Source organism: Streptomyces sp. NPDC030799, assembly GCF_055572255.1.
Genome location: NZ_JBVIDS010000013.1, coordinates 105260 through 131762, shown reverse-complemented (window position 1 = coordinate 131762; position 26503 = coordinate 105260). Strand labels below are relative to the sequence as shown.

The 26503-nt window shown below is 72.1% G+C and carries 22 protein-coding genes; 11 read left to right on the top strand and 11 right to left on the bottom strand.

Translation table 11 applies throughout. From position 1 onward, the window contains the following. Positions 1 to 24: 24 nt before the first annotated feature. The 5 genes from ACZ41I_RS30075 to ACZ41I_RS30055 are packed head-to-tail and all read right to left on the bottom strand — an operon-like array spanning position 25 to position 3120. On the bottom strand, positions 25 to 1326 hold the full coding sequence (locus ACZ41I_RS30075) for an aminotransferase class III-fold pyridoxal phosphate-dependent enzyme (RefSeq protein ID WP_468515528.1): 1302 nt from the start codon (positions 1324 to 1326) through the stop codon (positions 25 to 27). Positions 1327 to 1368: 42 nt separating this feature from the next. Further along, positions 1369 to 2289: a hypothetical protein gene (locus ACZ41I_RS30070; protein WP_363215455.1), complete on the bottom strand. Its 921-nt coding sequence runs from the start codon at positions 2287 to 2289 to the stop codon at positions 1369 to 1371. Next, positions 2270 to 2617, bottom strand: coding sequence for a darcynin family protein (locus tag ACZ41I_RS30065; RefSeq protein WP_399774106.1), 348 nt, complete (start codon positions 2615 to 2617; stop codon positions 2270 to 2272). Before ACZ41I_RS30065 ends, ACZ41I_RS30070 begins: the two co-directional genes overlap by 20 nt. Before the next feature lie 43 nt (positions 2618 to 2660). Further along, entirely contained in the window at positions 2661 to 2894 is a 234-nt protein-coding gene (locus ACZ41I_RS30060) for a response regulator transcription factor (RefSeq protein ID WP_351247724.1), read from the bottom strand. Positions 2895 to 2949: 55 nt separating this feature from the next. Then, positions 2950 to 3120 carry a hypothetical protein gene (locus ACZ41I_RS30055; RefSeq protein ID WP_363215456.1) on the bottom strand — a complete coding sequence of 57 codons (171 nt, stop codon included), beginning with the start codon at positions 3118 to 3120 and terminating at the stop codon, positions 2950 to 2952. Positions 3121 to 3315: 195 nt separating this feature from the next. On the opposite strand from ACZ41I_RS30055, the gene ACZ41I_RS30050 reads away from it, so the two are divergent. The 4 genes from ACZ41I_RS30050 to ACZ41I_RS30035 all read left to right on the top strand — a co-directional run bounded on the left by ACZ41I_RS30050 (position 3316) and on the right by ACZ41I_RS30035 (position 7951). Further along, positions 3316 to 4323, top strand: coding sequence for a helix-turn-helix transcriptional regulator (locus ACZ41I_RS30050; protein ID WP_468324484.1), 1008 nt, complete (start codon positions 3316 to 3318; stop codon positions 4321 to 4323). Positions 4324 to 4550: 227 nt separating this feature from the next. Then, on the top strand, positions 4551 to 5225 hold the full coding sequence (locus ACZ41I_RS30045) for a thermostable hemolysin (RefSeq protein ID WP_363215458.1): 675 nt from the start codon (positions 4551 to 4553) through the stop codon (positions 5223 to 5225). Continuing rightward, on the top strand, positions 5212 to 6909 hold the full coding sequence (locus ACZ41I_RS30040; protein ID WP_468324481.1) for an AMP-binding protein: 1698 nt from the start codon (positions 5212 to 5214) through the stop codon (positions 6907 to 6909). Before ACZ41I_RS30045 ends, ACZ41I_RS30040 begins: the two co-directional genes overlap by 14 nt. Positions 6910 to 6979: 70 nt before the next feature. After that, a complete protein-coding gene (locus ACZ41I_RS30035; RefSeq protein WP_363215460.1) occupies positions 6980 to 7951 on the top strand; it encodes a TauD/TfdA family dioxygenase in 972 nt (323 codons plus the stop codon). Positions 7952 to 8157: 206 nt separating this feature from the next. Here ACZ41I_RS30035 and ACZ41I_RS30030 read toward each other — a convergent pair whose 3' ends face one another. Then, positions 8158 to 9672 (bottom strand): MFS transporter, encoded by a 1515-nt coding sequence (locus tag ACZ41I_RS30030; RefSeq protein ID WP_468515527.1) that lies wholly within the window; start codon positions 9670 to 9672, stop codon positions 8158 to 8160. Positions 9673 to 10088: 416 nt separating this feature from the next. Here ACZ41I_RS30030 and ACZ41I_RS30025 point away from each other — a divergent pair, with 416 nt between their 5' ends. The 4 genes from ACZ41I_RS30025 to ACZ41I_RS30010 all read left to right on the top strand — a co-directional run bounded on the left by ACZ41I_RS30025 (position 10089) and on the right by ACZ41I_RS30010 (position 17668). Further along, entirely contained in the window at positions 10089 to 10877 is a 789-nt protein-coding gene (locus ACZ41I_RS30025; protein WP_363215462.1) for an ABC transporter ATP-binding protein, read from the top strand. Beyond that, complete coding sequence (locus tag ACZ41I_RS30020; RefSeq protein WP_468515526.1) at positions 10874 to 13456, top strand: ABC transporter permease; 2583 nt, start codon at positions 10874 to 10876, stop codon at positions 13454 to 13456. Before ACZ41I_RS30025 ends, ACZ41I_RS30020 begins: the two co-directional genes overlap by 4 nt. A gap of 301 nt (positions 13457 to 13757) precedes the next feature. Beyond that, the gene (mfd, locus tag ACZ41I_RS30015) at positions 13758 to 17291 is read left to right on the top strand and encodes a transcription-repair coupling factor (protein WP_468515525.1); all 3534 of its coding nucleotides are present in this window, start codon (positions 13758 to 13760) and stop codon (positions 17289 to 17291) included. 17 nt (positions 17292 to 17308) lie between these two features. Continuing rightward, positions 17309 to 17668 (top strand): MerR family transcriptional regulator, encoded by a 360-nt coding sequence (locus ACZ41I_RS30010; RefSeq protein ID WP_363215465.1) that lies wholly within the window; start codon positions 17309 to 17311, stop codon positions 17666 to 17668. Between the two features lie 9 nt (positions 17669 to 17677). On the opposite strand, the gene ACZ41I_RS30005 is transcribed toward ACZ41I_RS30010, so the two are convergent. Then, positions 17678 to 18439 carry an SDR family NAD(P)-dependent oxidoreductase gene (locus tag ACZ41I_RS30005; RefSeq protein ID WP_468515524.1) on the bottom strand — a complete coding sequence of 254 codons (762 nt, stop codon included), beginning with the start codon at positions 18437 to 18439 and terminating at the stop codon, positions 17678 to 17680. A 156-nt stretch (positions 18440 to 18595) separates the two neighbouring features. On the opposite strand from ACZ41I_RS30005, the gene ACZ41I_RS30000 reads away from it, so the two are divergent. Then, the gene (locus ACZ41I_RS30000; protein ID WP_363215467.1) at positions 18596 to 19510 is read left to right on the top strand and encodes an SCO6745 family protein; all 915 of its coding nucleotides are present in this window, start codon (positions 18596 to 18598) and stop codon (positions 19508 to 19510) included. A 186-nt stretch (positions 19511 to 19696) separates the two neighbouring features. Beyond that, entirely contained in the window at positions 19697 to 20416 is a 720-nt protein-coding gene (locus ACZ41I_RS29995) for an HNH endonuclease family protein (protein WP_468515523.1), read from the top strand. A 58-nt stretch (positions 20417 to 20474) separates the two neighbouring features. Here ACZ41I_RS29995 and ACZ41I_RS29990 read toward each other — a convergent pair whose 3' ends face one another. The 4 genes from ACZ41I_RS29990 to ACZ41I_RS29975 all read right to left on the bottom strand — a co-directional run bounded on the left by ACZ41I_RS29990 (position 20475) and on the right by ACZ41I_RS29975 (position 24016). After that, positions 20475 to 21599 carry a hypothetical protein gene (locus tag ACZ41I_RS29990; RefSeq protein WP_468515522.1) on the bottom strand — a complete coding sequence of 375 codons (1125 nt, stop codon included), beginning with the start codon at positions 21597 to 21599 and terminating at the stop codon, positions 20475 to 20477. A gap of 77 nt (positions 21600 to 21676) precedes the next feature. Continuing rightward, positions 21677 to 22420 carry a hypothetical protein gene (locus ACZ41I_RS29985; protein ID WP_468515521.1) on the bottom strand — a complete coding sequence of 248 codons (744 nt, stop codon included), beginning with the start codon at positions 22418 to 22420 and terminating at the stop codon, positions 21677 to 21679. A 71-nt stretch (positions 22421 to 22491) separates the two neighbouring features. Then, a complete protein-coding gene (locus ACZ41I_RS29980; protein ID WP_468515520.1) occupies positions 22492 to 23184 on the bottom strand; it encodes a hypothetical protein in 693 nt (230 codons plus the stop codon). Between the two features lie 130 nt (positions 23185 to 23314). After that, on the bottom strand, positions 23315 to 24016 hold the full coding sequence (locus tag ACZ41I_RS29975; protein ID WP_468515519.1) for a hypothetical protein: 702 nt from the start codon (positions 24014 to 24016) through the stop codon (positions 23315 to 23317). A gap of 188 nt (positions 24017 to 24204) precedes the next feature. Between ACZ41I_RS29975 and ACZ41I_RS29970 the strand changes: the two genes are divergently transcribed. After that, positions 24205 to 26484, top strand: a complete 2280-nt coding sequence (locus tag ACZ41I_RS29970) for an N-6 DNA methylase (RefSeq protein WP_468515518.1) — start codon at positions 24205 to 24207, stop codon at positions 26482 to 26484. The last annotated feature ends 19 nt before the right edge of the window (positions 26485 to 26503 follow it).

Below are 26503 nucleotides of genomic sequence, written 5' to 3'. Positions count from 1 at the left end.
TCCTTGAGGGTCGTGGCGTGGGGTTCACCAGTCGGTGGGTGTCCGGAAGGGGCCGAGTCCGCGCAGGAGGTGGCCGAGTCCACCGGTACGGGGGCGGGGCCGGCCGTCCAGCCAGGTGAGGGTGGCCTCCAGGGCGGCCAGCACGTGGTCGATCTGTCGTTCGGTGACGGTGAGCGGTGGGCAGAACGGCAGCACGGGGTGAGCGGTACGGCCGCCGGGGTGGTGCCGGGAGTGGCCGGTGCGCAGGCCGTGGCCGGCGAGCATCATCGAGATCTGGAACTCGGCGGAGGAGTCGCGGGTGCGCAGACCGGTCATCAGGCCGGTGCCGACGGCGCCGAGCAGATGGGCGGGGTGACGCCGGCAGGCGTCCTCTAATCCGGCCAGCAGCCGGGGGCCGAGCCGGGCGGCGTGGGCCGGCAGGTCGAGGTCGGCGGTTTCCCGGACCGCGGCGCAGGCGGCGGCCAGCGACAGCGCGGAGGGGCCGCCGTGGGGGAGCGGGTGGTCCTCGACGGCCCCGGCGAGGGCCGTGCCGAGCGCGCAGACGCCGACGCGGGGAAAACCGGCCCCCGCCTTGGACAGGAGCATGACATCAGGGACCACGGCGTCGTGGTCCACGGCGAACATCCTGCCCGTGCGGCCGAGACAGGTCTGGAACTCGTCCGCGACGAGCAGCGTGCCCGTGCGGGCGCAGGCCTCGGCGACCCGGCCGACATAGCCGCGCGGCGGCACGGTCAGCCCGGGGCCGTCCAGCACCGGCTCCAGGAACACCGCCGCGACCGACCGGTCCGCCAGCGCCCGGCCCATCGCCTCCGCGTCCCCGTACGGCACTTCGACCATCCCGTCGACGCGGCCGAGGGTCACACCGTGATGCCCGCCCGCGGCCACGGCCACCTGCCGCCGGGCGGGCCGCGCGCGCCGCACGGCACGCAGGGCGACGTCACAGACCTCGGCCGCGGAACTCCCGAGGACGTACTGGTCGAGCCCGTCGGGGAGCACGGAGCGCAGCAGACCGAACAGGTCGGCGACAGCGCCGGAGGCAGCGCCCTCGTGCGCACCGCCCCGCCGGTCGTGCACCGGCCGGCCCACGCTTTCCGGCGCGCCGTCGCGCCGGCGGCGGGATGCCTCGGTCCTGTCCCCGCGCCCGCCGGCGCGACCGTCTCCCGTCACGCCGAAGGAACTCGCGGACAACGCCCGCCCCGTACCAGGGGCCGCCCCCCACGCCTGCCCGGCCGCGCTGCCGTCCGGGCTCGGAGGGCGCGGGCCGGTCAGGAAGGGCTCGGGGTCGTCGGTCAGGTCCAGGTAGCGGGGCGGGGCGCTGGCGGTCACGTGGGGTCGGCCTTCGTCAAAGGGGGCGGGCGGGATGCGGCGTCAGGCGTGGACGTGGTCGCTGCCCGAGAACTCCACCAGCAGCGCACGCGTCGCGGCGTCGATGTGCTCGTCCACCGGGACCGGCGGCCAGGACTCGGCCAGGGCCGCGCGGAAGGCGCCGGTGAGCTGCTGCTGGATCTGCCAGGCCCGGTTGCCGGGCTGGTGGTCGAGGCCGAACAGCTCGCGGACCAGGTCCTGGAAGCGGTTGGCCAGTTCGCGGTCGAGCTCCTCGGTGCCCCGGAACAGCTCGTAGGCGCGATCCCGCTCGGCCTCGGTGAGGGAGGGGATCACATGCTCCAGGACGACGTGGTCGACCTGCACGTGCCGGGCCTCGTCCATGCCGTGCGCCCACAGCAGCCGGGTCAGGAAGTGCTTCTGCCCCGGGTCGAGGTGGGCGGTGCGCTTCTCGAACACGGTGATGACCGACTCGCCGATGTACGCCGACATGCACATCGCGGCGAGCTTCACGTACGGCGAGTCGTCGCCCTGGTACAGCGCGAGCCGCTCCATGAAGAGGGAGTCGGCCAGCTTCACGTCCTTGCCTGCCAGTTCGCGTACGTAGCGGTAGAAGAAGTCGGAGTGCAGATACTCCTCGGCCGCGAACAGGTTGAGGGCGTGGTGCAGGTCGTAGCCGGCGCTCAGCGGCGAGTCGTCGGCACCGAGCTGGGCGGTGATGATGCCGAACACGGCGGACACGTGCCGCTCGATCTCGGCGAGCTGGGCCAGCTCCTTGACCAGGTAGGCGCTGGCCTCGACCCCTTTGCCGGGGCGGTCGTAGACGACCCGGGAGAGGAAGTCCAGCTCCGTCTCGTCGGGACGGCCCGGCCAGCCCAGCAGGTTGGGGTGCAGGGTCTGCTCGTGGGCGTCGGCGTAGATGTCCCGCAGCCTGCCCCGGGCGTCGTCAGCGGTCGTCGTCAGCATGGAGAACCTCCTGGGCGAAGTGCCGGTAGCCGTCGGCGAGTCCGACGTGGATGACATCGATGCGGGCCAGCCCCTGGGCGAAGAGCGGGGTGTCGCGCAGTTCCTCGATGAAGAAGTAGTAGGCGGTCAGGTCCTCGGTCTCGATGAACGCGAAGTCCGTCGGCGACGCCGAGAACGCCTCGGCGTCGTACTGCTGGATGCTCAGCCGGCCGGTGTATTTGGCGTAGAGGGGCGCGAGGTGCTCCTGCTGGAACTGCTCGCGCTCGTCCCAGCTCTTGGCGAGCCAGGCGGGGCTGAAGGTGTAGCCGATGAAGATGCCGTACTTCACAGCCTTTTCCTGGGTGTTCGTGGGTGGGCGCGGACCGTGCTCGTCACAGCCGCAGTTCGAAGGCGAGCCGTACCAGCTGGGCGCGATTGTCGAGGCCGTATTTGGCCCTGATCCGCCGCAGGTACGTGTGGACGGTGTACGGGCTGATGCCCATGCGCTTCGCGGTCTGGGAGTCGGTGTAACCGCGGGCTATGTAGCCCAGCGCCTCCTGCTCCCGGGGCGCCAGCTCCGGCGCCTGCAACTCCACGCGACGCGCCGGCGGGGCGGTGGTGGGCATGCGTGTCCTCCGTGCGGAATTGAATATTCCGTTACAACGGCCGTTATGCCGGCCGTTACGCGGTGGGCTTCACGACGCCCCATTCCGTGGTGCCGCCCGGCGAGGCGGCCGCGGAAACCGCCGTCGCGGATCTGGAGTTACCGGCGTGGGCGACGGCCTGGCCGAGCGTGCCGAAGCCGGAAGTCAGGGTCGCGATGACGACGAGAGCGGTGCTGGCGAACTTCATTTCATCCCCCATTGATTGAAGCGCGGCAAGAAGCCGACTATCGCGTTGCAGTGGTTTTCGGGACCGCCCGCTGCGGGCACTTTCCCTGGCCACGATCTTGCCTGGATTTGATTCGGCCAAGCCAGCCCGACAAGGGATCATGAGCATGCACGCATCAACAGGAAGCGTGAACAAAGTGGGGTAGATGTGGACATCATGGATGGCTGGGTAGGGCTTCCCCGGCTGGACGGCGACGCCACCGCCGTCTACGAGTGCGCGTTGCGCCAGGACAGCCTGGACGTCGACCAGGTCGTCGCCGTACTCGGGCTGACCAGGGAGCAGGTGGAGGCCGCCGCGGAGAAGCTGAAGGTGCTCCATCTGCTGCGCCCCAAGCCGGGCGACCCCTCGGCGCTGGTGGCGGTCAGCCCCGACGCGGCGGCCGGCGAGCTGCTCGCCCCGGTCGAACTCGCGCAACGCCGCAGGCAGCAGGCGATCGACGGAATCCGTGTCGACCTCGCCGCGCTCACCTCGGTCTATCAGGCGGCCCGTCGCGAGCGCGGCCGCGACGCCGCGGTCAGCGTGGTGCCCGAGGTCGGCGAGGTGCTCTCCCTGCTGCGCAACGCCACCGCCCGGTGCACGGAGATCTCCGCCATCCAGCCGGCCCGGCGGCGCACCGGCACCCTGCTCAGCGACGTCCTGCCGCGCGACCTCGCCATGCTGGAACGCGGTGTCACCATGCGTTCACTCGTCCAGCACACCGCACGCTACGACCTGGAATACCAGAGCTATGTGGAACAGGTCGCGGGATATCGCGCCGAAATGCGGACGCTGGAGGAACTTCCCGACCGGATGATCATCTTCGACCGGGAGACGGTCTTCCTGCCCACTCCGGGAAACCGGGGCGGCGCGGCCGTCGTCCACGAACCCAGCGCGGTCCAGTACCTGTGCGGTGTTTTCGACCATCTCTGGGACGTGGCCCTTCCCTTCGAAGGCGGAGCCGCCGTCACCACGACCATCAGCGACCTCGTGAAGAAACGCATCGTGCGACTTCTCGCCGAAGGGGCGAAGGACGAGGTCATCGCCCGCCGGCTGGCGATGTCGGTGCGCACCGTGCGCAAGCACATCTCGGAGATCACCCAGACCCTCGGCGCCGAAAGCAGGTTCCAGGCCGGGGTTCTGGCCGCCCGGGCCGGACTGACCGAATACGAGTCGACGCCCGACTGAACCCGCGCCGAACAACGCGTCCTTTCCTCCGCCCCGCCGCTGTTCTCCTCAGTGGCGGGGCGCGCGCGGTACGCGCGAATATCAGCCGTCCCGGCCACGGTCAAGACACTGTTTCTCGCGACTTTTTCCCGGCTTTCCGGATCCCGAAGATGGATCACGTCGAGGTCCCTCGGCGGACACCGCAGCGAACGGTGTTCCCAGGGAACCGGAAATGTGAGGAGACAATCGTGCGCATTACTGTCGCCAATCGTCTGACGCCCAGCTGGAGCAACGCCAGCGACTTCGCCAGGGAACGGTATTCGAAGGCATTCGGTGCCGATGTCATACCCGCCCCGGACTATTTCATCGTCGCCTCCGGCCCACAGCAGGAGGAGTACGACGGCACGGACCCGGCCGATCGCATTCTCGCCTGCGTCGGCATGACGTTCGACTCGGAGCGGGGCTTCTTCTCCGAGCGCTATCTCGGCGGCGAACCCGTCGAGGAGGCCGTCGCCCGGGTCACCGGCGCCACCTGCACCCGTGACTCCATCGTGGAGATCGGCTCCCTCGCCGGCGGCGGCGACCGCTCCGGCCTGGAACTGATCCGGCTCACCCCGATCATCGCCTGGTGCCAGGGCCTGCGCTACATCCTGTGCACGGCCACCGGCCAGCTCGCCCGCACTCTGGACCGGCTCGGCATCCCCTTCAAGCCGATCGTCTCCGCCGACGCCTCCACCCTGGACGACTTCGAGCGGGAGCGCTGGGGGACGTACTACCAGCAGACCCCGCGCACCGGCGTCATCCCCCTGCACGCCATCGGCGCCCTGCTGTCCTCCACCACCGGCCGCTACCGCTTCAGCGGCCTGGACATCGAACTCACCGCCGACCGCCGGGAGAAGGTGCTCGCCGATGCCGCTGCCTGACGCCCACGACAAGTACGGCGCTCTGCTGGAGGAGCGCACCGCCGCCGCGCTGGCCGACCCCGCCGCACAGGACCTGCCCCTGGTGGAGGTGCTCGGTGAGGACGGGCGGACCGCGGCCCGCTACACCTACCGCCAGATGGGCTGCGCCACAGCCGCGCTGCGCTCCCTGCTGGACCGCTGGCCGGCCCGCGGCGAACGCCTCAAGGTGGGCGTGGCCATGGGCAACACCCCCGAGTTCCTCGTCGCCGACCTGGCGCTGCTGCAGCACCGGGCCACCGAGGTGCCCGTACCGCTGGCCTTCTCGCCCGAGCAGGCCGCCGGGCTGCTGGAGGACATCGACGTCGTCCTGACCGACCAGGCCGGCTGGGAGCGGCTCGCCCAGTGGTCCGCAGAGACGCCCGTAATCCCTGCCGACTGCGGTCATCTCCTGGTCGACATCGAGGAGTTGCTGGACGCCCCGGCACCGGCGCACTTCCTGCCCGCGGCACCCGCGGCACCCGCGTCCCCGGCACCCGAGTCCGCCGTGCCCGCGCACGCCGCGCCCCCGGCCGCCCGGCCGGACTGGATCTGCAAGGTCATCCACACCTCCGGCACCACCTCCCGCCCCAAGGGCGTGCGGATCCGCTCGGCCGGGGTGAACGCCCTGGTGGACTCGCTGCACCAGGAGATGCCCGCCGGCTCCTACACCCGCTATCTCTCCCTGGTCCCCTTCAGTCTGCTGATCGAGCAGGTCACCGCCGTCTACCTGGTCCTCGCCGACCGCGGCACGGTGGTCCTGCTGCCCCCGTCGGCACCCCTGGTCGGCACCTCCGCGACCGCACCTCAGCGCGTCCTGCCCTACCTGGCGGCCGCCGCGCCCAGCGCCCTGGTGGTCACCCCCGCCCTGGCCGAGGTGCTCGCCGCGGAGGCCGAACGGCTCGCCGTGGACCAGGGAGCCGGACAACGGGCCGCCGCCGAGGCCCTGTTCGGCCGCTCACCGGCCCCGCTGATCTGCTGCGGCGGCGCCCCGGTCACCCCGCAGGTGCTGCACCGCCTGGAGGCGCACGGCATGCCCGTGCACGAGGGCTACGGGCTCAGCGAGAACAGCTCGGTGGTCTGCTGGAACACCCCCACCGCCCGCCGTATCGGCACCGTCGGCCGCCCGCTGCCGCACGTGACCGTACGCCTGGCCCACGACGGGGAGCTGCTGGTGCGCAGCGCCTCCCTGTTCGCCGGCTACAGCCGCACCGACCCCTCCAGCTGCGCGCTGGACGAGGACGGCTGGCTGCACACCGGGGACCTCGCGACCATCGACGACGACGGGTTCGTCCGCATCGTCGGCCGCAAGAAGAACGTCATCATCACCGCCTCCGGCCGCAATGTCGCACCGGAATGGGTGGAGGCGTCGTACACCACGCTGCCCTTCGTCCGGGCGGTCGCCGTCAGCGGCGACGGGCTGACCGCCCTGCAGGGCCTGTTCCTGGTGGAACCGGGCACCGACCCGGCCGAGGCCGAACGGGAGATCGCCGCGCACGGCGAGCGTCACCTCTCGATCGTCGAACGGGTCCAGGAGCCCACGGTGTTCGTCGCCGACGAGGACCTGTACCTGCGGTTCTTCACCGTCACGGGCCGCCCGCGCCGCCCGGTCATCGCCGCGTTCCTCGCGGAGCCGGCCGTGCCCGACCGGATGCCGGTGGCCGTGTGAACCGCACCGACCGATTCACCACTGTCGCGAAGCACCGGCTTCGCCTGTGCACAAAGGAGACACCCACACCATGATCGCCGGCGTCGACCTCATACGCTACGGAAACGGCCTCGGCAGGATCGCCATGGCCCGCCCCGGCGGGAACCTCGCCGATCTGCAGCCCAAGCAGGTGATGAACGTCCTCGCGGAGACCGGCTTCCTGCTCTTCCGCGGCTTCGACCCGAGCCTGGAGGAGTTCTCCGACTTCGTCCGCGCCCACTCCGACAAGGTCACCCTCGACCCGGCCCGCACCTTCTTCGGCGGCAACGTCGCCCAGAAGGTCGACGCCGGAACCGAGGCGCTCGGTCTGCACATCGAGAACGGCAACAGCCCGTTCGTGCCGACGCTCACCTGGTTCCTGTGCGAGAAGGCCGCCAAGTCCGGCTCGCAGACCACCGTGTGCGACGGGTACGCGGCCTGGGAGCGGTTCAGCCCGCAGGCCAAGCGTGCCTTCAAGGAGCAGGACATCGTCTACACCCGCAGGGTCAGCGAGGCGATGTGGAAGGCGTTCACCCAGTTCCAGCTGGAGGGGGTCAAGGACGTCGAGGACATCACCGTTCACGACGTGCAGAGCCTGGCCACCGGCCCCGGCCACACCACCTTCCACGTCGACGAGGACGGCTACCTCACCTACGCCTACCGCACCCCGGCCGTGCACTCCACGCTGTTCGGCCGCCGCCAGTCCTTCGCCAACAGCATGCTCGGCCCGTCGTACAACTACGAACCGCCGAAGATCACCTTCGCGGACGGCAGTGAGCTGCCCGAGTGGCTGTGGGACGAGGTGCGCGACGTCACCGAGTCGGTGACCGAGGAGATCAACTGGGTCGACGGCGACGTCGTCCTGGTCGACAACACCCGGGCCATGCACGGCCGCAGGGCGGTGCTGGACACCGACCGCAGCATCTACAACTCCCAGAGCTACGCGGCCGCGCACCTGCTGAACGCCCTCGGCAACCAGTTCGGCGCGTGCACCACGGAGGTCCTGTCCGCCGTGCCCGCCTAGCAGGGCCGCCCGGCCCGCGCCACCCGCCCGTGCCGGGCCCGCACCACCCGCCCCCGCCGGGCCCGTACCAGGGCCGGGCGCGGGCCGCGAGAAGGGAGGGCCGGCTGGACTGACTCCGGTATCCCTCGACACCGCCCCGGGCGGGACCGACATCCCCCACGGTCCCGCCCGGGGCGCGTCGCCGTACCGGGAGCGGCGCCGTACGGCTACTCCTGCCGCACCGGAAACCGCCGCGGCGCCACCACCAGCAGCACCACGAAGGCCAGCGCCGCCGCGCCCGCCGCACCGAGGTACACCGCGTGCACCGCGTCGGCGATCGCCCGCCGGGTCGCCTCCGGGGCCGTACCGGCGGCCAACGCGCGCGTGACGGACTCCAGGTCGCCCGCTCCGCCCAGCCGCGCCGCCAGCACCCCGTTGGCGACGGCACCGAAGACGGAAGCGCCCACGGTCTGCCCGGTCTGCCGGCAGAACAGCACCGACGCGGTCGTCGTGCCCCGCTCCGACCAGCCCACCGTCGACTGCACCCCGATGATCAGCGGCAGCTGGAAAAGCCCCAGCGCGCCGCCGAGCAGCAGCATCAGGAGCATCGGCTGCCACCAGGAACCGGGATACGGCAGCAACGGGAAGGCGAGCAGGATCAGCGCACCCAGCCCGATACCGAGCAGCGCGGTGTCGCGGAAGCCGATGCGCCGGTACACGTGCTGGCTGAGCGCAGCCGACCCCGACCAGGTCAACGTCCACACGCACAGCACCAGACCGGCGGCCGCCGGACCGAGCCCGAGCACCGACTGCGCGTACGTCGGCAGGAACACGCTCGGCGCCACCATCAGCAGCCCCAGCGCGCCGAGCGCCAGATTGACGGCCGCGATCGTACGGCGGCGCCACACCCACCCGGGGATGATCGGTTCGGTCGCCCGCCGCTCCACCCACACCACGACCCCGGCCAGGGCGAGCCCCGTGCCGAACAGCGCCAGCGAGGGCGCCGACAGCCACGCCCAGGCCACCCCGCCCTGCACCAGCGCGGTCAGCAGCACCCCGCCGCACGCGAACACCGCGAGCGCGCCGGCCCAGTCCACACGCGCGCGTGCCGTGCTGTCCGGGTTCTGCGGCGTCTCCCGCTCCGGCTCGTGCAGATGACGGACGATCAGCCAGAGCGCGGCGCAACCGATCGGCAGGTTGACCAGGAAGATCCAGCGCCAGTCGGCGTACGCGGCGAGCACCCCGCCGAGGCCCGGTCCGGCCACCGCCGACACCGCCCACACCGTGGACAGCTTGGACTGGATCTTCGGGCGTTCCGCCAGCGGATACAGATCGGCGGCCAGCGTCTGCACGGTGCCCTGCAGGGCCCCGCCGCCCAGGCCCTGCACGATCCGGAACGCGATCAGCGCCGCCATGTTCCAGGCGCCCGCGCACAGCAGCGAGCCCAGCAGGAACACGGCCGCGCCCGCCACCAGCACCGGCTTGCGGCCGAAGGTGTCGGAGAGCTTGCCGTAGACGGGGAGCGTGACGGTCACGGCGAGCAGATAGCCGGAGAAGAGCCAGGAGAAGACGGAGAACCCGCCGAGATCGCCGACGATCTGCGGTACGGCCGTGGAGACGATGGTGGCGTCCAGCGCGGCCAGCGCCATCGCCAGCATCAGCGCGGCGACCACCGCGCCCCGCCGCCCGGTGTCCTTCCGCCGGACCGTTCCGCCGCGTATCGCGGGTGTCGTACTCCCCACCGGAAGCCCCTCCCCGTGCCCCTTGCACCTGTCTCCGGTACGACAGCTTCCCATTGACCCTCACGCAACGGGAGGGTGGAGGCTTGCCGGGCCGAAGGGTGGAGACGACCCCGAGAACGACTCCGCCCGGGGGTGGAGCACCCCTAGGGGTATCTCCGTACTACGGCTCGGGGAGGGTTCGTTCCGGCGGAGGACGAGACGGGCCGGGTCCGGTCCTTAACCTGGCTTTACGCCGCTGGGGGGGGGCGACCCGCACCGGCGGGGTGGGGTTTTCCCCCAGAAGACAGGGGGCTTCGCACCAGCGCGCGATGGCCCCGCCGGCCGCGAGACTCGACGGCGTACCGGAACGACGCCCCGGCGCACCGGGGCATCCCTGACGCACCACACGACTTGCCAACCGATATAGGAGACATACCGTGACATCGGCTGTGACCATTCCCAGGCACGGGGGCACTGGAGGGCCTACGGCCGTTGCCGCGCGGGCGCGGCAGGTCGTGAAGGCGTACGGGTCCGGGGAGACCCGTGTCGTCGCCCTCGATCACGTCGACGTGGACATCATGCGCGGCCAGTTCACCGCGATCATGGGCCCCTCGGGGTCCGGCAAGTCCACGCTGATGCACTGCCTCGCCGGACTCGACACCGTGACCGGCGGTCAGATCTTCCTGGACGAGACCGAGATCACCGGCCTGAAGGACAAGAAGCTCACCCAGCTGCGACGGGACCGGATCGGGTTCATCTTCCAGGCGTTCAACCTGCTGCCGACGCTGAACGCGCTGGAGAACATCACGCTGCCCATGGACATCGCAGGGCGCAAGCCGGACCGGGAGTGGCTGGACCGTGTGGTGGAGACCGTCGGGCTCGCCGGACGCCTCAAGCACCGGCCGGCCCAGCTCTCCGGCGGCCAGCAGCAGCGGGTCGCCGTGGCCCGTGCGCTCGCCGCCCGCCCGGAGATCATCTTCGGGGACGAGCCGACCGGAAACCTCGACTCGCGCGCGGGCGCGGAGGTCCTGGGCTTCCTGCGCCGCTCGGTGGACGAACTCGGCCAGACCATCGTGATGGTCACCCACGACCCGGTGGCCGCCTCCTACGCCGACCGTGTGCTCTACCTCGCCGACGGCCGGATCGTCGACGAGATGTACCAGCCGACGGCCGATCAGGTCCTGGACCGCATGAAGGACTTCGACGCCCGGGGCCGCACGTCATGACCGTGCTCAAGACCTCGATGCGCAACTTCTTCGCGCACAAGGGCCGGATGGCGCTGTCGGCGGTCGCGGTCCTGCTGTCCGTCGCCTTCGTGTGCGGCACCCTCGTGTTCACCGACACGATGAACACCACCTTCGACAAGCTCTTCCAGGCCACGGCCTCGGACGTGACGGTCAGCGCGAAGGGCTCCTCCGACACCGGTCAGACGACCTCCCGTACCGGCAGGCCGCCGGTCATGCCGGCCTCCGTGCTCGGCACGGTCCGGGGTGCCGAGGGCGTGCGGAAGGCCGAGGGGACGGTGTTCTCCACCTCGGTGACCGTCGTCGACGCCAAGAAGGACAAGCTGTCGCCCAGCAGCGGTGCGCCCACCATCGTCGGCAGCTGGAACGGCAACGACGCCCGCACCATGGAGATCACCACCGGTACGGCGCCCAAGGGCCCTGACCAGGTCATGGTCGACGAGGACACCGCCGACAAGCACCACCTGAAGCTCGGTGACGAGATCGGCGTGATCTCGGTCGTGGGCACCCACCACGCGCGCGTGTCCGGCATCGCCGCCTTCAAGGTCACCAACCCGGGCGCGGCGATCTTCTACCTGGACACGAGGACTGCCCAGCAGACCCTGGTCGGAAGGACCGGCGTCTACACCGACGTCAACGTCACCGCCGCCCAGGGGGTGACCGACGCGCAGCTGAAGAAGAACGTGAGCGCGGCCCTCGGTCACGCCTACAAGGTGCAGACCGCCAAGGAGGTCGCCGACGCCAACCAGAAGAGCGTCAAGAGCTTCCTGAACGTCATGAAGTACGCGATGCTCGGCTTCGCCGGGATCGCCTTCCTGGTCGGCATCTTCCTGATCATCAACACCTTCTCCATGCTGGTCGCCCAGCGCACCCGCGAGATCGGCCTGATGCGCGCCATCGGCTCCTCCCGCAAGCAGGTCAACCGGTCGGTGCTGATCGAGGCGCTGCTGCTCGGCGTGATCGGCTCCCTGCTCGGTGTCGGCGCGGGCATCGGCATCGCCGTCGGCCTGATGAAGCTCATGGGCAGGATGGGCATGCACCTGTCCACCGACGACCTCACCGTCGCCTGGACGACCCCCGGCGTCGGCCTGCTCCTGGGCGTCGTGGTCACCGTCCTGGCCGCCTATCTGCCCGCCCGGCGCGCCGGCAAGGTCTCCCCGATGGCCGCGCTGCGCGACGCCGGTGCCCCGGCCGACGCCAGGGCCGGCACCGTCCGGGCCGCCATCGGCCTGGTCCTCACCGCCGCCGGCGGCTGGAGCCTGTACGCCGCCGCCACCGCCGACAAGGCCACGGCCGGCTCGGGATGGCTGGGCCTGGGTGTGGTGGCCACGCTGGTCGGCTTCGTCGTCATCGGACCGCTGCTCGCCGGCGGACTGGTCCGGGTCCTCGGCGCGGTCATCCTGCGGGTCTTCGGCCCCGTGGGCCGGATGGCCGAGCGCAACGCGCTGCGCAACCCGCGCCGCACCGGCGCCACCGGCGCGGCCCTGATGATCGGTCTGGCCCTGGTGGCCTGCCTGTCGGTGGTCGGCTCCTCCATGGTCGCCTCGGCCACCGACCAGCTCGACAAGACCGTCGGCACGGACTTCATCATCCAGAGCGACACCCCGGGCGGGCTCCTCACCCCGCAGGCGGTCAAGGCCGTCAAGGAGACGGCCGGCCTCAAGCGGGTCACCGAGTACAAGTGGACCGACGCGGACTTCACCATGCCGGACGGCCACACCCTCAAGAACACCACGATCATGGCCGCCGACCCGGCCTTCGCGAGCGACGTGCGGACCAAGACGGTCGCCGGCGAGCTGAAGGACGCCTACCGGCCCGACTCGATGTCGGTACCCGAGAAGTTCGCCGAGGAGCACGGCATCCGGCTCGGCTCCAGGATCGCCGTGGCCTTCGCGGACGGTTCCACGGGCCGCCTGACCGTACGGGCGATCACCAGCAGCGACGGGCTCATCGACGCGGGCGCGAAGTACACGTCCATCCGGACGATGGCCAAGTACGTCCCCGCCGACAGGATGCCGCAGGACCAGCTCCTCTTCGCCATGGCCGAGGACGGGCAGCAGGCAGCCGCCTACCAGGCGCTGAAGGCGGCCCTGCACGACAACCCCGACGTGACCGTGCGCGACCAGACCGACTACAAGAAGGAGCTGAAGGACCAGATCGGCCAGCTGCTGAACATGATCTACGGCCTGCTGGCACTCGCGATCATCGTCGCGGTCCTGGGTGTCGTGAACACCCTGGCGCTGTCGGTGGTCGAGCGGACCCGGGAGATCGGCCTCATGCGGGCCATCGGTCTCTCCCGCCGCCAGCTGCGCCGCATGATCCGCCTGGAGTCCGTGGTGATCGCCGTCTTCGGCGCCCTGCTCGGCCTCGGCCTGGGCATGGGCTGGGGCGCGACCGCCCAGAAGCTCCTCGCCCTGAAGGGCCTGACCATCCTGGACATCCCCTGGCCGACGATCATCACGGTCTTCGCCGCCTCGGCCTTCGTGGGTCTGTTCGCCGCGCTGGTCCCGGCGTTCCGTGCGGGCCGGATGAACGTACTGAACGCCATCGCGACGGACTAGCCGCGCAGCCGGGCCGGCCGTGCAGCCGGGCCGGCCGTGCGACGGACCGGCTGCGCAGGCCGGACCGATGACCACCGCATACGGGGGTTGCGGGGGAAGACCCGGTGCCGGGGAGTCCTGGAGACTTCCCGGCACCGGGTTGTTTCTGCCGGGTTGTTTCTGCCGGGCCGTTCGGCCGGTGCACGACGGGAGGGTTGTCCACAGCCCCCGACGGCAACGCCGCCGGCGTCGTAGGCTGGACAGCCCCGGCTGCCACCCGCGCCGGGCTACTTGCGTTGCCCACCCCGGACGGAAAGCCCCCATGAGCCTGCACGGTCTGCTCGACGCCGTCGTCAAGGACCCCGCCCTCGCGGAAGCGATCACGGCGGCCGCGGACGGCAACCGCATGCACGTCGACCTCGTCGGCCCCCCGGCGGCCCGCCCCTTCGCGGTCGCCGCCCTCGCCCGCGAGGCCGGCCGCCCCGTGCTCGCGGTCACGGCGACGGGCCGCGAGGCCGAGGACCTGGCGGCAGCCCTGCGCTCCCTCCTCCCCCCGGAGGGCGTCGTGGAGTACCCCTCCTGGGAGACCCTCCCGCACGAGCGGCTCAGCCCGCGCAGCGACACCGTCGGCCGCCGTCTCGCCGTGCTGCGCCGCCTCGCCCACCCCCGCCCCGACGACCCCGAGACCGGCCCGGTCTCCGTCGTCGTGGCGCCCGTGCGCTCCGTGCTGCAGCCGCAGGTCAAGGGCCTCGGCGACCTGGAGCCGGTATCCCTGAGGACCGGGCAGACCGCCGACCTGAACGATGTCGTGGACGCCCTCGCGGCCGCCGCCTACGCGCGCGTGGAGCTCGTCGAGAAGCGCGGCGAGTTCGCCGTGCGCGGCGGCATCCTGGACGTCTTCCCGCCCACCGAGGAACACCCCCTGCGCGTCGAGTTCTGGGGCGACGACGTCGAGGAGATCCGCTACTTCAAGGTCGCCGACCAGCGCTCCCTCGAAGTCGCCGCACACGGCCTGTGGGCACCGCCGTGCCGCGAACTGCTGCTCACCGACGACGTACGCGCACGCGCGCGGGCCCTCGCCGAGGAGCACCCGGAACTGGGTGAACTCCTGAACAAGATCGCCGAGGGCATCGCGGTCGAGGGCATGGAGTCCCTCGCCCCCGTCCTGGTCGACGACATGGAGCTGCTGCTCGACGTCCTGCCCAAGGGCGCCATGGCCGTGGTCTGCGACCCGGAGCGGGTCCGCACGCGCGCCGCCGATCTCGTCGCGACCAGCCAGGAGTTCCTGCAGGCCTCCTGGGCGGCCACCGCCGGCGGCGGCGAGGCCCCCATCGACGTCGGCGCCGCCTCCCTGTGGTCCATCGCCGACGTCCGCGACCGCGCACGCGAGCTGGACATGATGTGGTGGTCGGTCTCGCCCTTCGCGGCGGACGAGGAGCTCGACGCGGACACCCTCAAGCTCGGCATGCACGCGCCCGAGACCTACCGCGGCGACACCGCGCGGGCCCTCGCCGACACCAAGGGCTGGCTCGCCGACGGCTGGCGCGCGGTGTTCGTCACCGAGGGCCACGGCCCGGCCGCCCGCACGGTCGAGGTGCTCGGCGGCGAGGGCATCGCCGCACGGCTCGACGCCGACCTCGGCGAGCTGAGCCCGTCGGTGGTGCACGTCTCCTGCGGCTCGATCGAATACGGCCTCGTCGACCCGGCGCTGAAACTCGCCGTGCTCACCGAGACCGACCTGTCCGGCCAGCGCACCGCCACCCGGGACGGCGCCCGGATGCCGGCCCGGCGCCGCAAGACCATCGACCCGCTCACCCTGGAGCCGGGCGACTACATCGTCCACGAACAGCACGGCGTCGGCCGCTACATCGAGATGGTGCAGCGCACCGTGCAGGGCGCCACCCGCGAGTACCTGGTCGTGGAGTATGCGCCCGCCAAGCGCGGCCAGCCCGGCGACCGGCTGTACATCCCGACCGACCAGCTGGAGCAGATCACCAAGTACGTCGGCGGTGAGGCGCCCACCCTGCACCGGCTCGGCGGCGCCGACTGGACGAAGACCAAGGCACGCGCGAAGAAGGCGGTCAAGGAGATCGCCGCCGACCTGATCAAGCTGTACAGCGCGCGCATGGCCGCCCCCGGACACTCCTTCGGCACCGACACGCCCTGGCAGCGCGAGCTGGAGGACGCCTTCCCCTACGCGGAGACCCCCGACCAGCTCACGACCATCGCCGAGGTCAAGGAGGACATGGAGAAGTCGGTCCCCATGGACCGCCTGATCTGCGGCGACGTCGGCTACGGCAAGACCGAGATCGCGGTGCGGGCCGCCTTCAAGGCCGTACAGGACGGCAAGCAGGTGGCCGTCCTCGTGCCCACGACCCTGCTGGTGCAGCAGCACTTCGGGACGTTCTCCGAGCGGTACGCGCAGTTCCCGGTGAGCGTGAAGGCGCTGTCCCGTTTCCAGACCGACACCGAGGCCAAGGCCGTCCTGGAGGGCCTGAAGGACGGCGCGGTGGACGTCGTCATCGGCACCCACCGCCTGTTCTCCTCCGAGACAAAGTTCAAGGACCTGGGCCTGGTCATCGTCGACGAGGAGCAGCGCTTCGGCGTCGAGCACAAGGAGCAGCTGAAGAAGCTCCGCGCCAACGTGGACGTGCTGACCATGTCCGCCACACCCATCCCGCGCACCCTGGAGATGGCGGTCACCGGCATCCGTGAGATGTCCACGATCACCACGCCCCCGGAGGAGCGCCACCCGGTGCTCACCTTCGTCGGGCCGTACGAGGAGAAGCAGATCGGCGCCGCCATCCGCCGCGAACTGCTGCGCGAGGGCCAGGTCTTCTACATCCACAACCGGGTCGAGTCCATCGACCGCGCGGCCGCCCGGCTGCGCGAGATCGTCCCCGAGGCACGCATCGCCACGGCCCACGGCCAGATGTCGGAATCGGCGCTGGAGCAGGTCGTCGTCGACTTCTGGGAGAAGAAGTTCGACGTCCTCGTCTCGACGACGATCGTCGAGTCCGGCATCGACATCTCCAACGCCAACACCCTGATCGTGGAGCGCGGCGACACCTTCGGCCTGTCCCAGCTGCACCAGCTGCGCGGCCGGGTCGGCCGAGGCCGCGAGCGCGGTTACGCCTACTTCCTGTACCCGCCGGAGAAGCCGCTGACGGAGACCGCGCACGAGCGCCTGGCGACGATCGCCCAGCACACCGAGATGGGTGCGGGCATGTACGTGGCGATGAAGGACCTGGAGATCCGCGGCGCCGGCAACCTCCTCGGCGGCGAGCAGTCCGGCCACATCGCGGGCGTCGGCTTCGACCTGTACGTCCGCATGGTCGGCGAGGCCGTCGCGGACTACCGGCGCCAGCTGGAGACCGGCGAGATCGAGGAGGAGGCGCCGCTGGAGGTCAAGATCGAGCTGCCCGTCGACGCGCACGTCCCGCACGACTACGCGCCCGGCGAGCGGCTGCGCCTGCAGGCGTACCGGGCCATCGCCTCCGCCAACTCGGAGGAGGACATCAAGGCCGTCCGGGAGGAACTCACCGACCGCTACGGCAAGCTGCCCGAACCGGTGGAGAACCTGCTGCTGGTGGCCGGTCTCAGGATGCTCGCGCGCGCGTGCGGGGTCGGTGAGATCGTCCTGCAGGGCACCAACATCCGCTTCGCACCGGTGGAGTTGCGCGAGTCGCAGGAGCTGCGCGTCAAGCGCCTGTACCCGGGCACGGTCATCAAACCGGCCGTGCACCAGGTGCTGGTCCCGCGCCCGAAGACCGCGAAGGTCGGCGGCAAGCCGCTGGTCGGCCGCGAACTGCTGGGCTGGGTCGGGGAGTTCCTCGCCTCGGTCCTGGGTTCGTAGGAGTCGCAAGGGGGGACATGAGGATCGGTGAACTGGCGGCGGCGACCGGGGCGACACCGCGCGCCCTGCGCCACTACGAGCAGCAGGGCCTGATCACCTCCGCCCGCGCCGCCAACGGCTACCGGGAGTACGAGGCCCGGACCGCGGTCCGCGTCCGCAACATCCGGCACCTGCTGGAGGCGGGCCTCACCCTGGACGACGTCCGGGTGTTCCTGCCCTGCCTGGACGGTGACGTCACCGCCGGCCCCGCCTCCGCCAAGGGCCTCGGGGTCGCCCGGGACCGGCTGGCGGTGCTGGACGCGCGGATCGCGACGCAGACGGCGGTACGGGACCGGCTGGCGGCGGCGCTGCGGGAGGCGGGGGACACGGGCCCCTGAGGCCGGCCGTCAGGCGACGACCGCCCCGCCGTCCACGGGCAGCACCACTCCCGTCACGAACGACGCCTGCGGGGAGGCGAGCCCGGTGATCGCCCAGGCGACCTCCTCCGGGCGGCCGATCCTGCCGAGCGGGGTGTGCTCCCGCTGCCATGTGCGCAGCCTCGCCACCTGCTCGGGGCCGAGACCGGAGTGCTCACCGATGGGGGTGTCGATCGCACCGGGCGCCACGGCGACCACCCGCACCCCGTGCGGCGCGAGCTCCACGGCCCAGCTGCGGGTCAGCGTCTCCAGGGCGGTCTTGCCCGCCGCGTAGAGGGAGTTGCCGGGCCAGGCGCGCTGACCGACGGAGGTCGTCACGTTCACCACCACACCCCGGGCGGCCTCCAGCGCCGGCAGCGCGGCCTGGGTGAGCAGGACGGGAGCGAGGAGGTTGGTCTCCAGCAGTGGACGTACCGATGTGCGTGTGCAGCTGCGCAGGGATCCGGGGGTGACGACCCCGGCGTTGTTGACGAGGACGTCGATCCGGCCGTACCGCTCCAGCGTCGTACGCACGACCGTCTCGGGGCCGTCCTCGGACGTGAGGTCGGCGCACACCGGCGTGATACCGGGGTGCCCGTCGGCCGTCCCGGCCAGCGGCGCCGCCCGGCGGCCGACCGCGACGACCCGCGCGCCCCCGGCGGCGAACGCGCGCGCGGTGGCCCGGCCGATACCGGTACCGGCACCGGTGACGACGACGATACGGGGGCTGTGGGTGCGGGTGTCTTCGCTCATGCCCGGATCCTCGGACCCTGACGCCGGTGTCAAGGTCAACCGGGGACGCCGACTTCTGCCGAAGCGATACGAGTCCGGGGTCGTCTCGGGCAGTCTTGTCCGTGCCGCAGGGCCGCGCGGTCTCGCGCGGAACGGGACGACGGGGAGGGGCACGTCATGTCGGAGCACGACGGCAAGGCCGTAGGAGAGGGCACCGTCCCGGGGGAGCCGGTGGAAGCGGCGCGGGTGCGTCAGCTGTGGCACCTGCTGGAGCCGCTGCACGCGGTGCTGTACTACGCGCCCGAGGTGTTCGAGGAGACGGCTGCCCTCGGATACGGCACGGCCGACCGCTGGCCGAGCTACTTCCCGCTGCGCGCCGCCCCGTTGGGCCCCGCCGGCACCGAGCGCGTGGCCTCTGCCTTCTACAGCTTCAACCCCCGTATGGTCGCCGCACACATCGACGCGGCCTGGAGCATCGCGAGCCCGCGCGACGTCCTCGCGGCACGCCTGCGGGGCATCGACCGCACCTACCGCACGCTCCTCGGCGACCGCGTCGACAGTCCCGAGCTGGCCGAGGCCGCGGCCCTCGCCCGGCGCGCGGCCGAGGCGGCCGGCACCGCGGGCCGCCCGCTCGCCGCGGCCAACGCTGAACTGCCCTGGCCGGAGCCCCCGCACCTGCAGCTGTGGCACGCGGCCACCGTCCTGCGCGAGCACCGCGGCGACGGCCACATCGCCGCCCTGCTCCTCGCGGACCTGGACCCCGTCGAGGCGCTGGTGTCGTTCGCCGCGATCGGCGCCGCGTCCGTCGAACGGTTCGAGAGCCGGGGCTGGAGCAGCGGCCAGTGGTCGGCGGCCCGCGCCCGGCTGGCCGCCCGAGGCCTGGTCGAGGCGGACGGTACGGCCACGGAGGCGGGCCGCGCCCTGCGCCGCGGTGTGGAGGAGCACACCGACCGCCTGGCCGCCCGCCCCTGGCAGACCCTCGGCCGCACGGACACCGACCGCCTCGCCGACCTGCTCGGCGACTACTGGGTCGCGATCCTCTCCTCCCATCTGCTGCCCTCGGAATCCACCCTGGGCATAGGCAAGGTGTGAGCGGGCGCACGGCCGCACTCCCCGGGCTCCCCCGCCAAGCTCTCAGGTGCCCCAAGTCGGGCCGGAATTGCACCTGACGGTGCCCTTTGTGCCCATCTGGCGGAAGTCAGCGGTCCGTTACCGTGGGCACAGGAACGATCCGCCACGGCCGGCAGGGCGGACAAGGGCGAGCGAGGGGGACGTACCGTGACGCGTCTGAGGTGCGGGGTGGTCACCGCGGTGGTCGTCATGGCCGTCGCCGTGACCGGCTGCAAGAGCGAGCAGACCAAGGGGTCCTCGGGACCCGGAAGGACGCAGGTCGGGGGAGCGGCGCTGGCCGCCGTCGACTCACTGACCGTCAAGGGACGCGCCCCGAAGACCGGATATTCCCGGGCCCGCTTCGGCACCGCGTGGGCGGACACCGACTCCAACTCCTGCGACACCCGCGACGACATACTCAAACGCGACCTGAAGGACGTGAAGTTCACCGGCGGCGCCTGCAAGGTCTCCTACGGCCTGCTCGAACCCGACCCCTACTCCGGCAAGGACATCACCTACCGGCGCGGCAGCAGCCAGGTCGACATCGACCATGTCGTCGCCCTCTCCGACGCCTGGCAGAAGGGCGCCAAGTACTGGGACCCGAGCAAACGCATAGCGCTGGCCAACGACCCCCTCAACCTCATCGCCGTCGACGCGAGCACCAACCGCGGCAAGGGAGACGGCGACGCGGCCACCTGGCTGCCGCCCAACCAGAAGTACCGCTGCACCTATGTGGCCGCCCAGGTCGCCGTGAAGAAGAAGTACGGCCTGTGGGTCACCGCCGCCGAGCAGGCCGCCATGAAGAAGGTCCTCACCGGCTGCCCCGGCCGGAAACTCCCCACGGGCGGCAACCCCACCAAGGCACCGGACCGTTTCCGCGCGCGGTGAGCCGCGGGCCCGCGCCCGCGGCCTCGTGACGGCACGCGCTGCAGCCGCGGGTGTCCCCTCAGCGCCCGGTCGCGCGGCCGCGGGGCGGAGGGGCGGGGCGGCCCGCCTTCTCCCAGAGGACGAAGGTGTTGGTGCGGGCGTGGACGAAGGCCTTGACCGGGTTGCCGGAGTACGTCCAGGGCACGCTGCCGATGTGTCCGCCGACCGCCCGGAACTGCTCGACGGCCTCCGCGTACCGCTTCGTCAGGAACAGGGTGTCCGCCAGCAGGTGCCGGACCACCGGCAGCCGGTGGTGTCCGGCCGGCACCCGGTCCACGGCGTCCAGGGTGGCGTCCACGGCCGCCTGCACGAACGGCTGGTGGTACACCGGCTCGTCGCGTTCCCGGGTGCCGTGCTCCAGCAGCGCGTACAGGCGCAGTACGGGCAGCAGGCTTCCCGGCGGAGCGGAGGCGGCGGCCTGCTCGGCGAACGCGTACATCAGCTCGTGCGAACCGCGCCACTTGGCGCACCAGTACTGCAAGGCGCTGACGTGGGCACCGAAGTGGTGCGGGTCGCGTGCGGTGACCTCGGCCCACAGCGCCCGGAACTCGTCGTGCGACCAGCCGAGCCCCAGAGCGATGGTGATCTGCGCGATCCAGGGGCAGGGATCGTCGGGTGCCATCCGCGCGGCCTCCTGGCAGGCGGGCAGCGCCTGGGCCAGCAGCCTGCGGAAGCCCTCGAACTGCTCCGCCGTGGTGTGCTTCGCCCCCTTGTCACCGCGGACGTTGCCCGCGAGCACGACGAGCGCGTCGGCGTGCACCAGCGCGGCGGACGGGTCGTCGGGGTGCTCGGTTCTCCATGCCTTGACCCAGCTGTCGTCCTCGGCGGCGGCGTGCGTGAGGATGCCGAGCCGGTACCACCGCAGGTCCCAGTCGCGACCCGCCCCGGCCAGGTAGGCGGCGGCCCGCCGCCAGTCACCGGCGAGCGCGGCCGCCGCGACCGCGTCGGCCTCCGGATCGGGGCCCGCGAAACGGGTGTCGAGCTGTGCGGCGGGCACCAGCCCGTACTGGGCGGGGTCGATGTTCACCGGCGCCTTGGCCTTCGCCTCGGCGCGGGCGGCGCGCGCCTTGCGGGCGTTGCGCGGGATGGTGACGGCCGCGTAGACGAGGGCGCCGGCACCGGCTATGTCGATCAGGACGTTCATACGGGTCTTTCCGAGTCGGGCCGCCTGAAGAGGTGACCGAAGAGGCTGCGGGCGGAGAGAAGGAGAGCGGGAGGCCGTCAGGGCATGGCGTGGGATGGCAGTGCCGTGCCGCCTGCCGGAGAACGGCCCCCGCCCCCGCCGGACAGCAGGGCGCGCAGTGGTGCCGTGTCCGGTGGCTCGGCGACCGCGTGGTCCAGGGCCTCCGCCAGTGCCTCGGCCGACCCGTCGGGTGCCACCTGGCGCACCGGGGGACCCGCCCAGCACAGCTCCCACCGGCACCGTCCCGCGTCCAGCGCGGCGAGCAGGGCCAGTTGGCGCAGGGCCGAGCGGAAGGCCGTCCTGGCGAACTCGCGCGCCGCCCGGCCACTGCTCCGGCCGGCCTGCTCCGACCTGGGCAGCCGGCCGGCGATGTCGTACAGCAGGCCGTGGTCGACCATGTCCAGGAGACGGTCGGGGTGCGTGACTCCGGGCGGGGCGACGTCCCTCGCGCCGGCCGCCTGGGCCATGGCCCGCAGCAGCGGCTGCGCACCCCGAGCACAGCTCGCCCGCCGGATCTGCGACGGCAGTTCGGCCCACGGCACCCGCCGCGTGGACAGGGCCTGCGGGCCCAGTACGACCCGCTCCAGCCCGGCCAGCAGGCCGTCCGGTGCCCGGAGCGTCGCGAAGACGGGGCGCCGTACACGGGTGGCGGTGCGTCCGTCGTCCGGCCAAAGCAGGCCGAGACCGAGCGCGGCACGCAGCGAGGTTCCGGGGAGGCCCCGGTCTCGTGCGGCGGCTTCTTCGGCGGCCGTCCTGTCGGCGGGGCGGGACGTCACGGGCATCGGCGTCTTTCACGGGGGACGGGTGGCTGCCGGGCGGGCGGAGTTCAGGCCCGGCCGCCCGGCTGTGCCTCCTACTTCAGCGCCGCCAGGATCGCCGTCGTTACCTTCTTCGCGGACGCGGCGCCGTTGTCGGAGCCCGCCGTGGACAGCACGGTGACCACGGACCTGCCCGAGCGCGCCGCGATCAGCGTCGTGCCGTTCTCCCAGGCGCCGCTCTTCAGCGTCATCGTGTACGCCTCGTCGCCGAGCCCGGCCGTGGACGTGCCCGTGAGCTTCACCTTGGCGTGCGTGTCGGTGTCCGTGAACGTGGCGCACCGGGCGGCGACGTCCCGCAGGCCCTTCATCACCTCGGTCGCCGTGGTGCCCTGGAACTGGTCGATCTCCTGGGCTACTTCCTCCGTCTTGTCCTGGTTGGCGTAGTCGTTCTGCGCGAACGACACGCCCCCCTTGAAGCCGCTCAGCTGGATCCAGGAGGTCGCCTCCAGCCTGGTGCAGTCCGGCTTCCCGGTCTTCCTGCTGGACGGGGAGAGGAAGGCGCCGCCGCTGTCCGCGGCACCGGCGGCCTCAAGGGTGAGCGCGGACGGAAAGGCCGAGGCGGGCGCCAGTGCCTTCTTCAGCCTCGCACCGGTGACGAGACCGGCGTTCAGGTTCTTCTCCTTGGCCGGCTTGGCGCTCGCGCCCCCGTCGTCGGGGGAGCAGGCGGTGAGGGCCAGCGGCAGCACCGCGACGGCGAGCAGCGTGGCGACACGGGGAGAGAGGTGCATGACAGTCCTTGAACAGGGGTGGGTGAACAGGTGAGCGGTGATGGGGGGTGGGGTCGGGGGGTGGGGCTGGGGGTGGGGGGTGGCGGTGCTGGGTGGCTCGGAGCCGGTTCAGGGCCGGCTCAGGGCCGGATCAGGCGGCCTTCTTCCAGTCGCCGCAGCCGGTGGTCTTGAAGTAGGCGTCGCCCGGGCTGATGGTGACGACGGCCGTGCCGGTCACGTTGTTGTTGGCGATGATCGAGTCCAGCCCGTGCTCGGCGTCCTTGGTGCGCTCCCAGTAGCAGGAGTCGTCCTTGTTGCCGGCGGACTTGTACGTGCCCGGCGCGATGTCCGTGCCGACCTTGTACATGCCTCCGTCGCCGTCCATCGAGGAGGCGGGCGTGCCCTTCGCCTTGGGGTCGACGGCCTCCCAGTCCTTGCAGCCGCTGGACTTGAAGATCTTGTCCGTGGGCTTGACGGCCACGTAACTCGTGCCGGTGACGTTGTCGTTGGCCAGCAGCGAGTCCGTCTCGCCCTTGGCGTCCTTGGCGCGCTCCCAGTAGCACATGTCGTCGGTGTTGCCGGTCGTGCGGTAGGTGCCCGGCTTCAGGTCCGAGCCGACCTGGAACTCGCCGTCGCCGGCGACGGCTGCCTTCCGCTTCCCGGCCGCCTGGCCGTCCCCCGGGTTCTTCTTGCCCTTGGTACCGCCGGGCGTGTGCTGGGCGGAGGCGGACGAGTCCTTGCCGCTGCCGCCCGAGCCGCCGTCCTTGCCGTCACTGCCGGCGTTGGCGGACACGGCACCGATGACGACGACTCCCACGACGGCGCCCAGCGCGACCTTGGCCTTCATGCCCATGGCGAATCCCCTCCCAAAGCGGCGGCCGCCCCCTCCGGTGGCCGCTCGTTCGCTGGGTCAATAAGAGCAGAGGCTGTGAACCGAGTCAACACTGTTCACAGAGTTAGACTTGTACACGGCCGTGAAGCCTTGGATCTTGTGTACGCCGGTATGCTCGGTCCACACACGGGACGAGGGGAGCGGGGCCGGTGCAGGACAACGCGACAGAAGTGACCGCGGCCGGAATCGCCCGGCTCGCCGGGGTGGGCCGGGCGGCCGTGAGCAACTGGCGGCGCCGGCACGCCGACTTCCCCAAGCCGGTCGGCGGCACCGAGACCAGCCCGTCCTTCGCGCTCGCCGAGGTCGAGGCATGGCTGCGCAAGCAGGGCAAACTCGCCGAGGTCCCGCTGCGCGAACGCGTCTGGCAGCAGCTCGTCGGACATCCTGAGGGTCCCCTGAGCGCCCTGGTGCAGGCGGGATGCGTCCTCCTGCTGATCCATGAGCGCCCCACCGTCTGGCTCGACGCGAGCGCCGGTTCCGACGCGCGCCTGGCCGCGGTGCTGTCGGGTGCGCTGGAGCAGGTGCTGGCGGCGCGCTTCGGCGGTGTGCCGGGCCGCGGGGCGCGCGGCGGCCCGACCGCGGGCCGCGGGGCGGGGGTGAACAGGTCCGGTGGCGCGGAGGGTGTGAACACTCCGGGTGGGCAGGGCGTGGTGGACGCCGCGTCCGACGGGCCAACCCTGCCCGGTGTGAACGGGCCCGCTACGGCCCCGGATGTGAACTCGGGTCACACGGGACCTGCTGTGAACGCCTCGGCCACCCCCACGGCCCCAAGCCCGGCCCCCACCCCAACCTCACTCCCCGCCCCCGCCCTGCGCACCCCCTCCGGCCCTCAACTCCTCCTCTCCGCCCCCCTCTTGCGCGGCGCGGCCGAGCTGGCCGCCGAGCTGGGGGCGCGACAGGCCTTCGAGTTCCTGCTGGGCCGGCACCTGGACGCCAACCCCCGCCAGTACACGCTGACCCCCGCCGGCCTCGCCGAGCTCATGGCCGACCTCGCCGGCCCCGCCCGTACCGTCCTGGACCCCGCCTGCGGCACCGGCGCCCTGCTGCGGGCCGTCGGCACCCGCCCCGACCAGGAGCTGTACGCCCAGGACAGCGCGCCCGACCTGGCCGCGCTCACCGCGCTGCGGCTCGCGCTGCACTCCCGGGCCGGCGTGCGCGGCGCCGCCGGTGACACCCTGCGCGCCGACGCCCACCCCGAGCTGCGCGCCGACGCCGTGCTGTGCCATCCGCCGTTCAACGAGCGCAACTGGGGCCACGACGAACTCGCCTACGACCCCCGCTGGGAGTACGGCTTCCCGGCCCGCACCGAGTCCGAGCTGGCCTGGGTGCAGCATGCGCTGGCCCGGCTGGCCGACGGCGGCTTCGCCGTGCTGCTCATGCCGCCGGCCGCCGCCTCCCGCCGTTCCGGGCGCCGGATCCGCGCCGACCTGCTGCGCCGGGGCGCGCTCAGGGCCGTGATCGCGCTGCCGGTCGGGGCGGCACCGCCGTACAACATCCCGCTGCACGTATGGGTGCTGCGCCGGCCCGACCGGACGCCGGCGGCGCCCGAGGTGCTGCTCGTGGACTCGGGGAGGTTCGCCGGGGAGGGGCGCGGCGGGCCGGACTGGGCGGCGGTGCGAGAGACCGTCCTGGACGCCTGGCGTGCCTTCGAACGCGCGGGACGGCTGGCGGAGCGGCCCGGGCTTGCCCGGTCCGTGCCGGTCATCGAACTCCTCGACGACGACGTCGACCTCGCCCCCGCCCGTCATCTGCCGCCGGCGGCCGTGGCCGACGGGGCGGAGCAGCTCACGGCGGTGCGCGAGCGCCTCGGTGCGACCCTGCGCCTGACCGCCGGCCTCACTCCGCCGCCCGCCGCGCCCGCGCCGGGCGCGCGCTGGCCGCTCACCACCATCGGTGAACTCGCGCGCGGGGGCGCGCTGGTGATGCGCACCGGCGGAAACGGCGGCCACGCGCGCGTGCCCGTGCTCACCGACCATGACGTCCTCGCCGGCTCGGCGCCGTCCGGGACGCTTCCGGAGAGCGAGGAGGAGGCGGTGCTGACCGAGCCGGGTGACGTCGTCGTACCGGTGCTGGGCGGCGGCTCGGTGGCGCGCGTGATCGACGAGGCGACGGGGGGCGCCGCCCTGGGGCGCAACCTCGTGCTCCTGCGCCCCGATCGCACGGCGCTCGACCCGTGGTTCCTCGCCGGCTTCCTGCGCGGCACCGCGAACAACCGGCAGGCCAGCAGCTACGCCTCCACCGCGACCCGGCTGGACGTGCGCCGCCTGCAGCTGCCCCGGCTCCCGCTGGACGAACAGGGGCGCTACGGCGCGCGTTTCCGGGCACTCGACGAGTTCGAGCGGGCGCTGCGCCATACGAGCCGGCTCGGGGAGCAGCTCGTGCGCGGGATGTACGACGGCCTCACCGACGGTACGGTGGCGCCCGACTGACCGCCCGCCGACGGAGCGC

Coding starts and splice junctions, on each gene's coding strand:
- ACZ41I_RS30070 (WP_363215455.1), bottom strand. CDS start 2,289: ATGCTGACGACGACCGCTGACGACGCCCGGGGCAGGCTGCGGGACATC.
- ACZ41I_RS30005 (WP_468515524.1), bottom strand. CDS start 18,439: ATGAGCGAAGACACCCGCACCCACAGCCCCCGTATCGTCGTCGTCACC.
- ACZ41I_RS29980 (WP_468515520.1), bottom strand. CDS start 23,184: ATGCACCTCTCTCCCCGTGTCGCCACGCTGCTCGCCGTCGCGGTGCTG.
- ACZ41I_RS29990 (WP_468515522.1), bottom strand. CDS start 21,599: ATGAACGTCCTGATCGACATAGCCGGTGCCGGCGCCCTCGTCTACGCG.
- ACZ41I_RS29975 (WP_468515519.1), bottom strand. CDS start 24,016: ATGGGCATGAAGGCCAAGGTCGCGCTGGGCGCCGTCGTGGGAGTCGTC.
- ACZ41I_RS30010 (WP_363215465.1), top strand. CDS start 17,309: ATGAGGATCGGTGAACTGGCGGCGGCGACCGGGGCGACACCGCGCGCC.
- ACZ41I_RS30040 (WP_468324481.1), top strand. CDS start 5,212: ATGCCGCTGCCTGACGCCCACGACAAGTACGGCGCTCTGCTGGAGGAG.
- ACZ41I_RS30060 (WP_351247724.1), bottom strand. CDS start 2,894: ATGCCCACCACCGCCCCGCCGGCGCGTCGCGTGGAGTTGCAGGCGCCG.
- ACZ41I_RS30000 (WP_363215467.1), top strand. CDS start 18,596: ATGTCGGAGCACGACGGCAAGGCCGTAGGAGAGGGCACCGTCCCGGGG.
- ACZ41I_RS30055 (WP_363215456.1), bottom strand. CDS start 3,120: ATGAAGTTCGCCAGCACCGCTCTCGTCGTCATCGCGACCCTGACTTCC.
- ACZ41I_RS29985 (WP_468515521.1), bottom strand. CDS start 22,420: ATGCCCGTGACGTCCCGCCCCGCCGACAGGACGGCCGCCGAAGAAGCC.
- mfd (WP_468515525.1), top strand. CDS start 13,758: ATGAGCCTGCACGGTCTGCTCGACGCCGTCGTCAAGGACCCCGCCCTC.
- ACZ41I_RS30050 (WP_468324484.1), top strand. CDS start 3,316: ATGGATGGCTGGGTAGGGCTTCCCCGGCTGGACGGCGACGCCACCGCC.
- ACZ41I_RS30020 (WP_468515526.1), top strand. CDS start 10,874: ATGACCGTGCTCAAGACCTCGATGCGCAACTTCTTCGCGCACAAGGGC.
- ACZ41I_RS30035 (WP_363215460.1), top strand. CDS start 6,980: ATGATCGCCGGCGTCGACCTCATACGCTACGGAAACGGCCTCGGCAGG.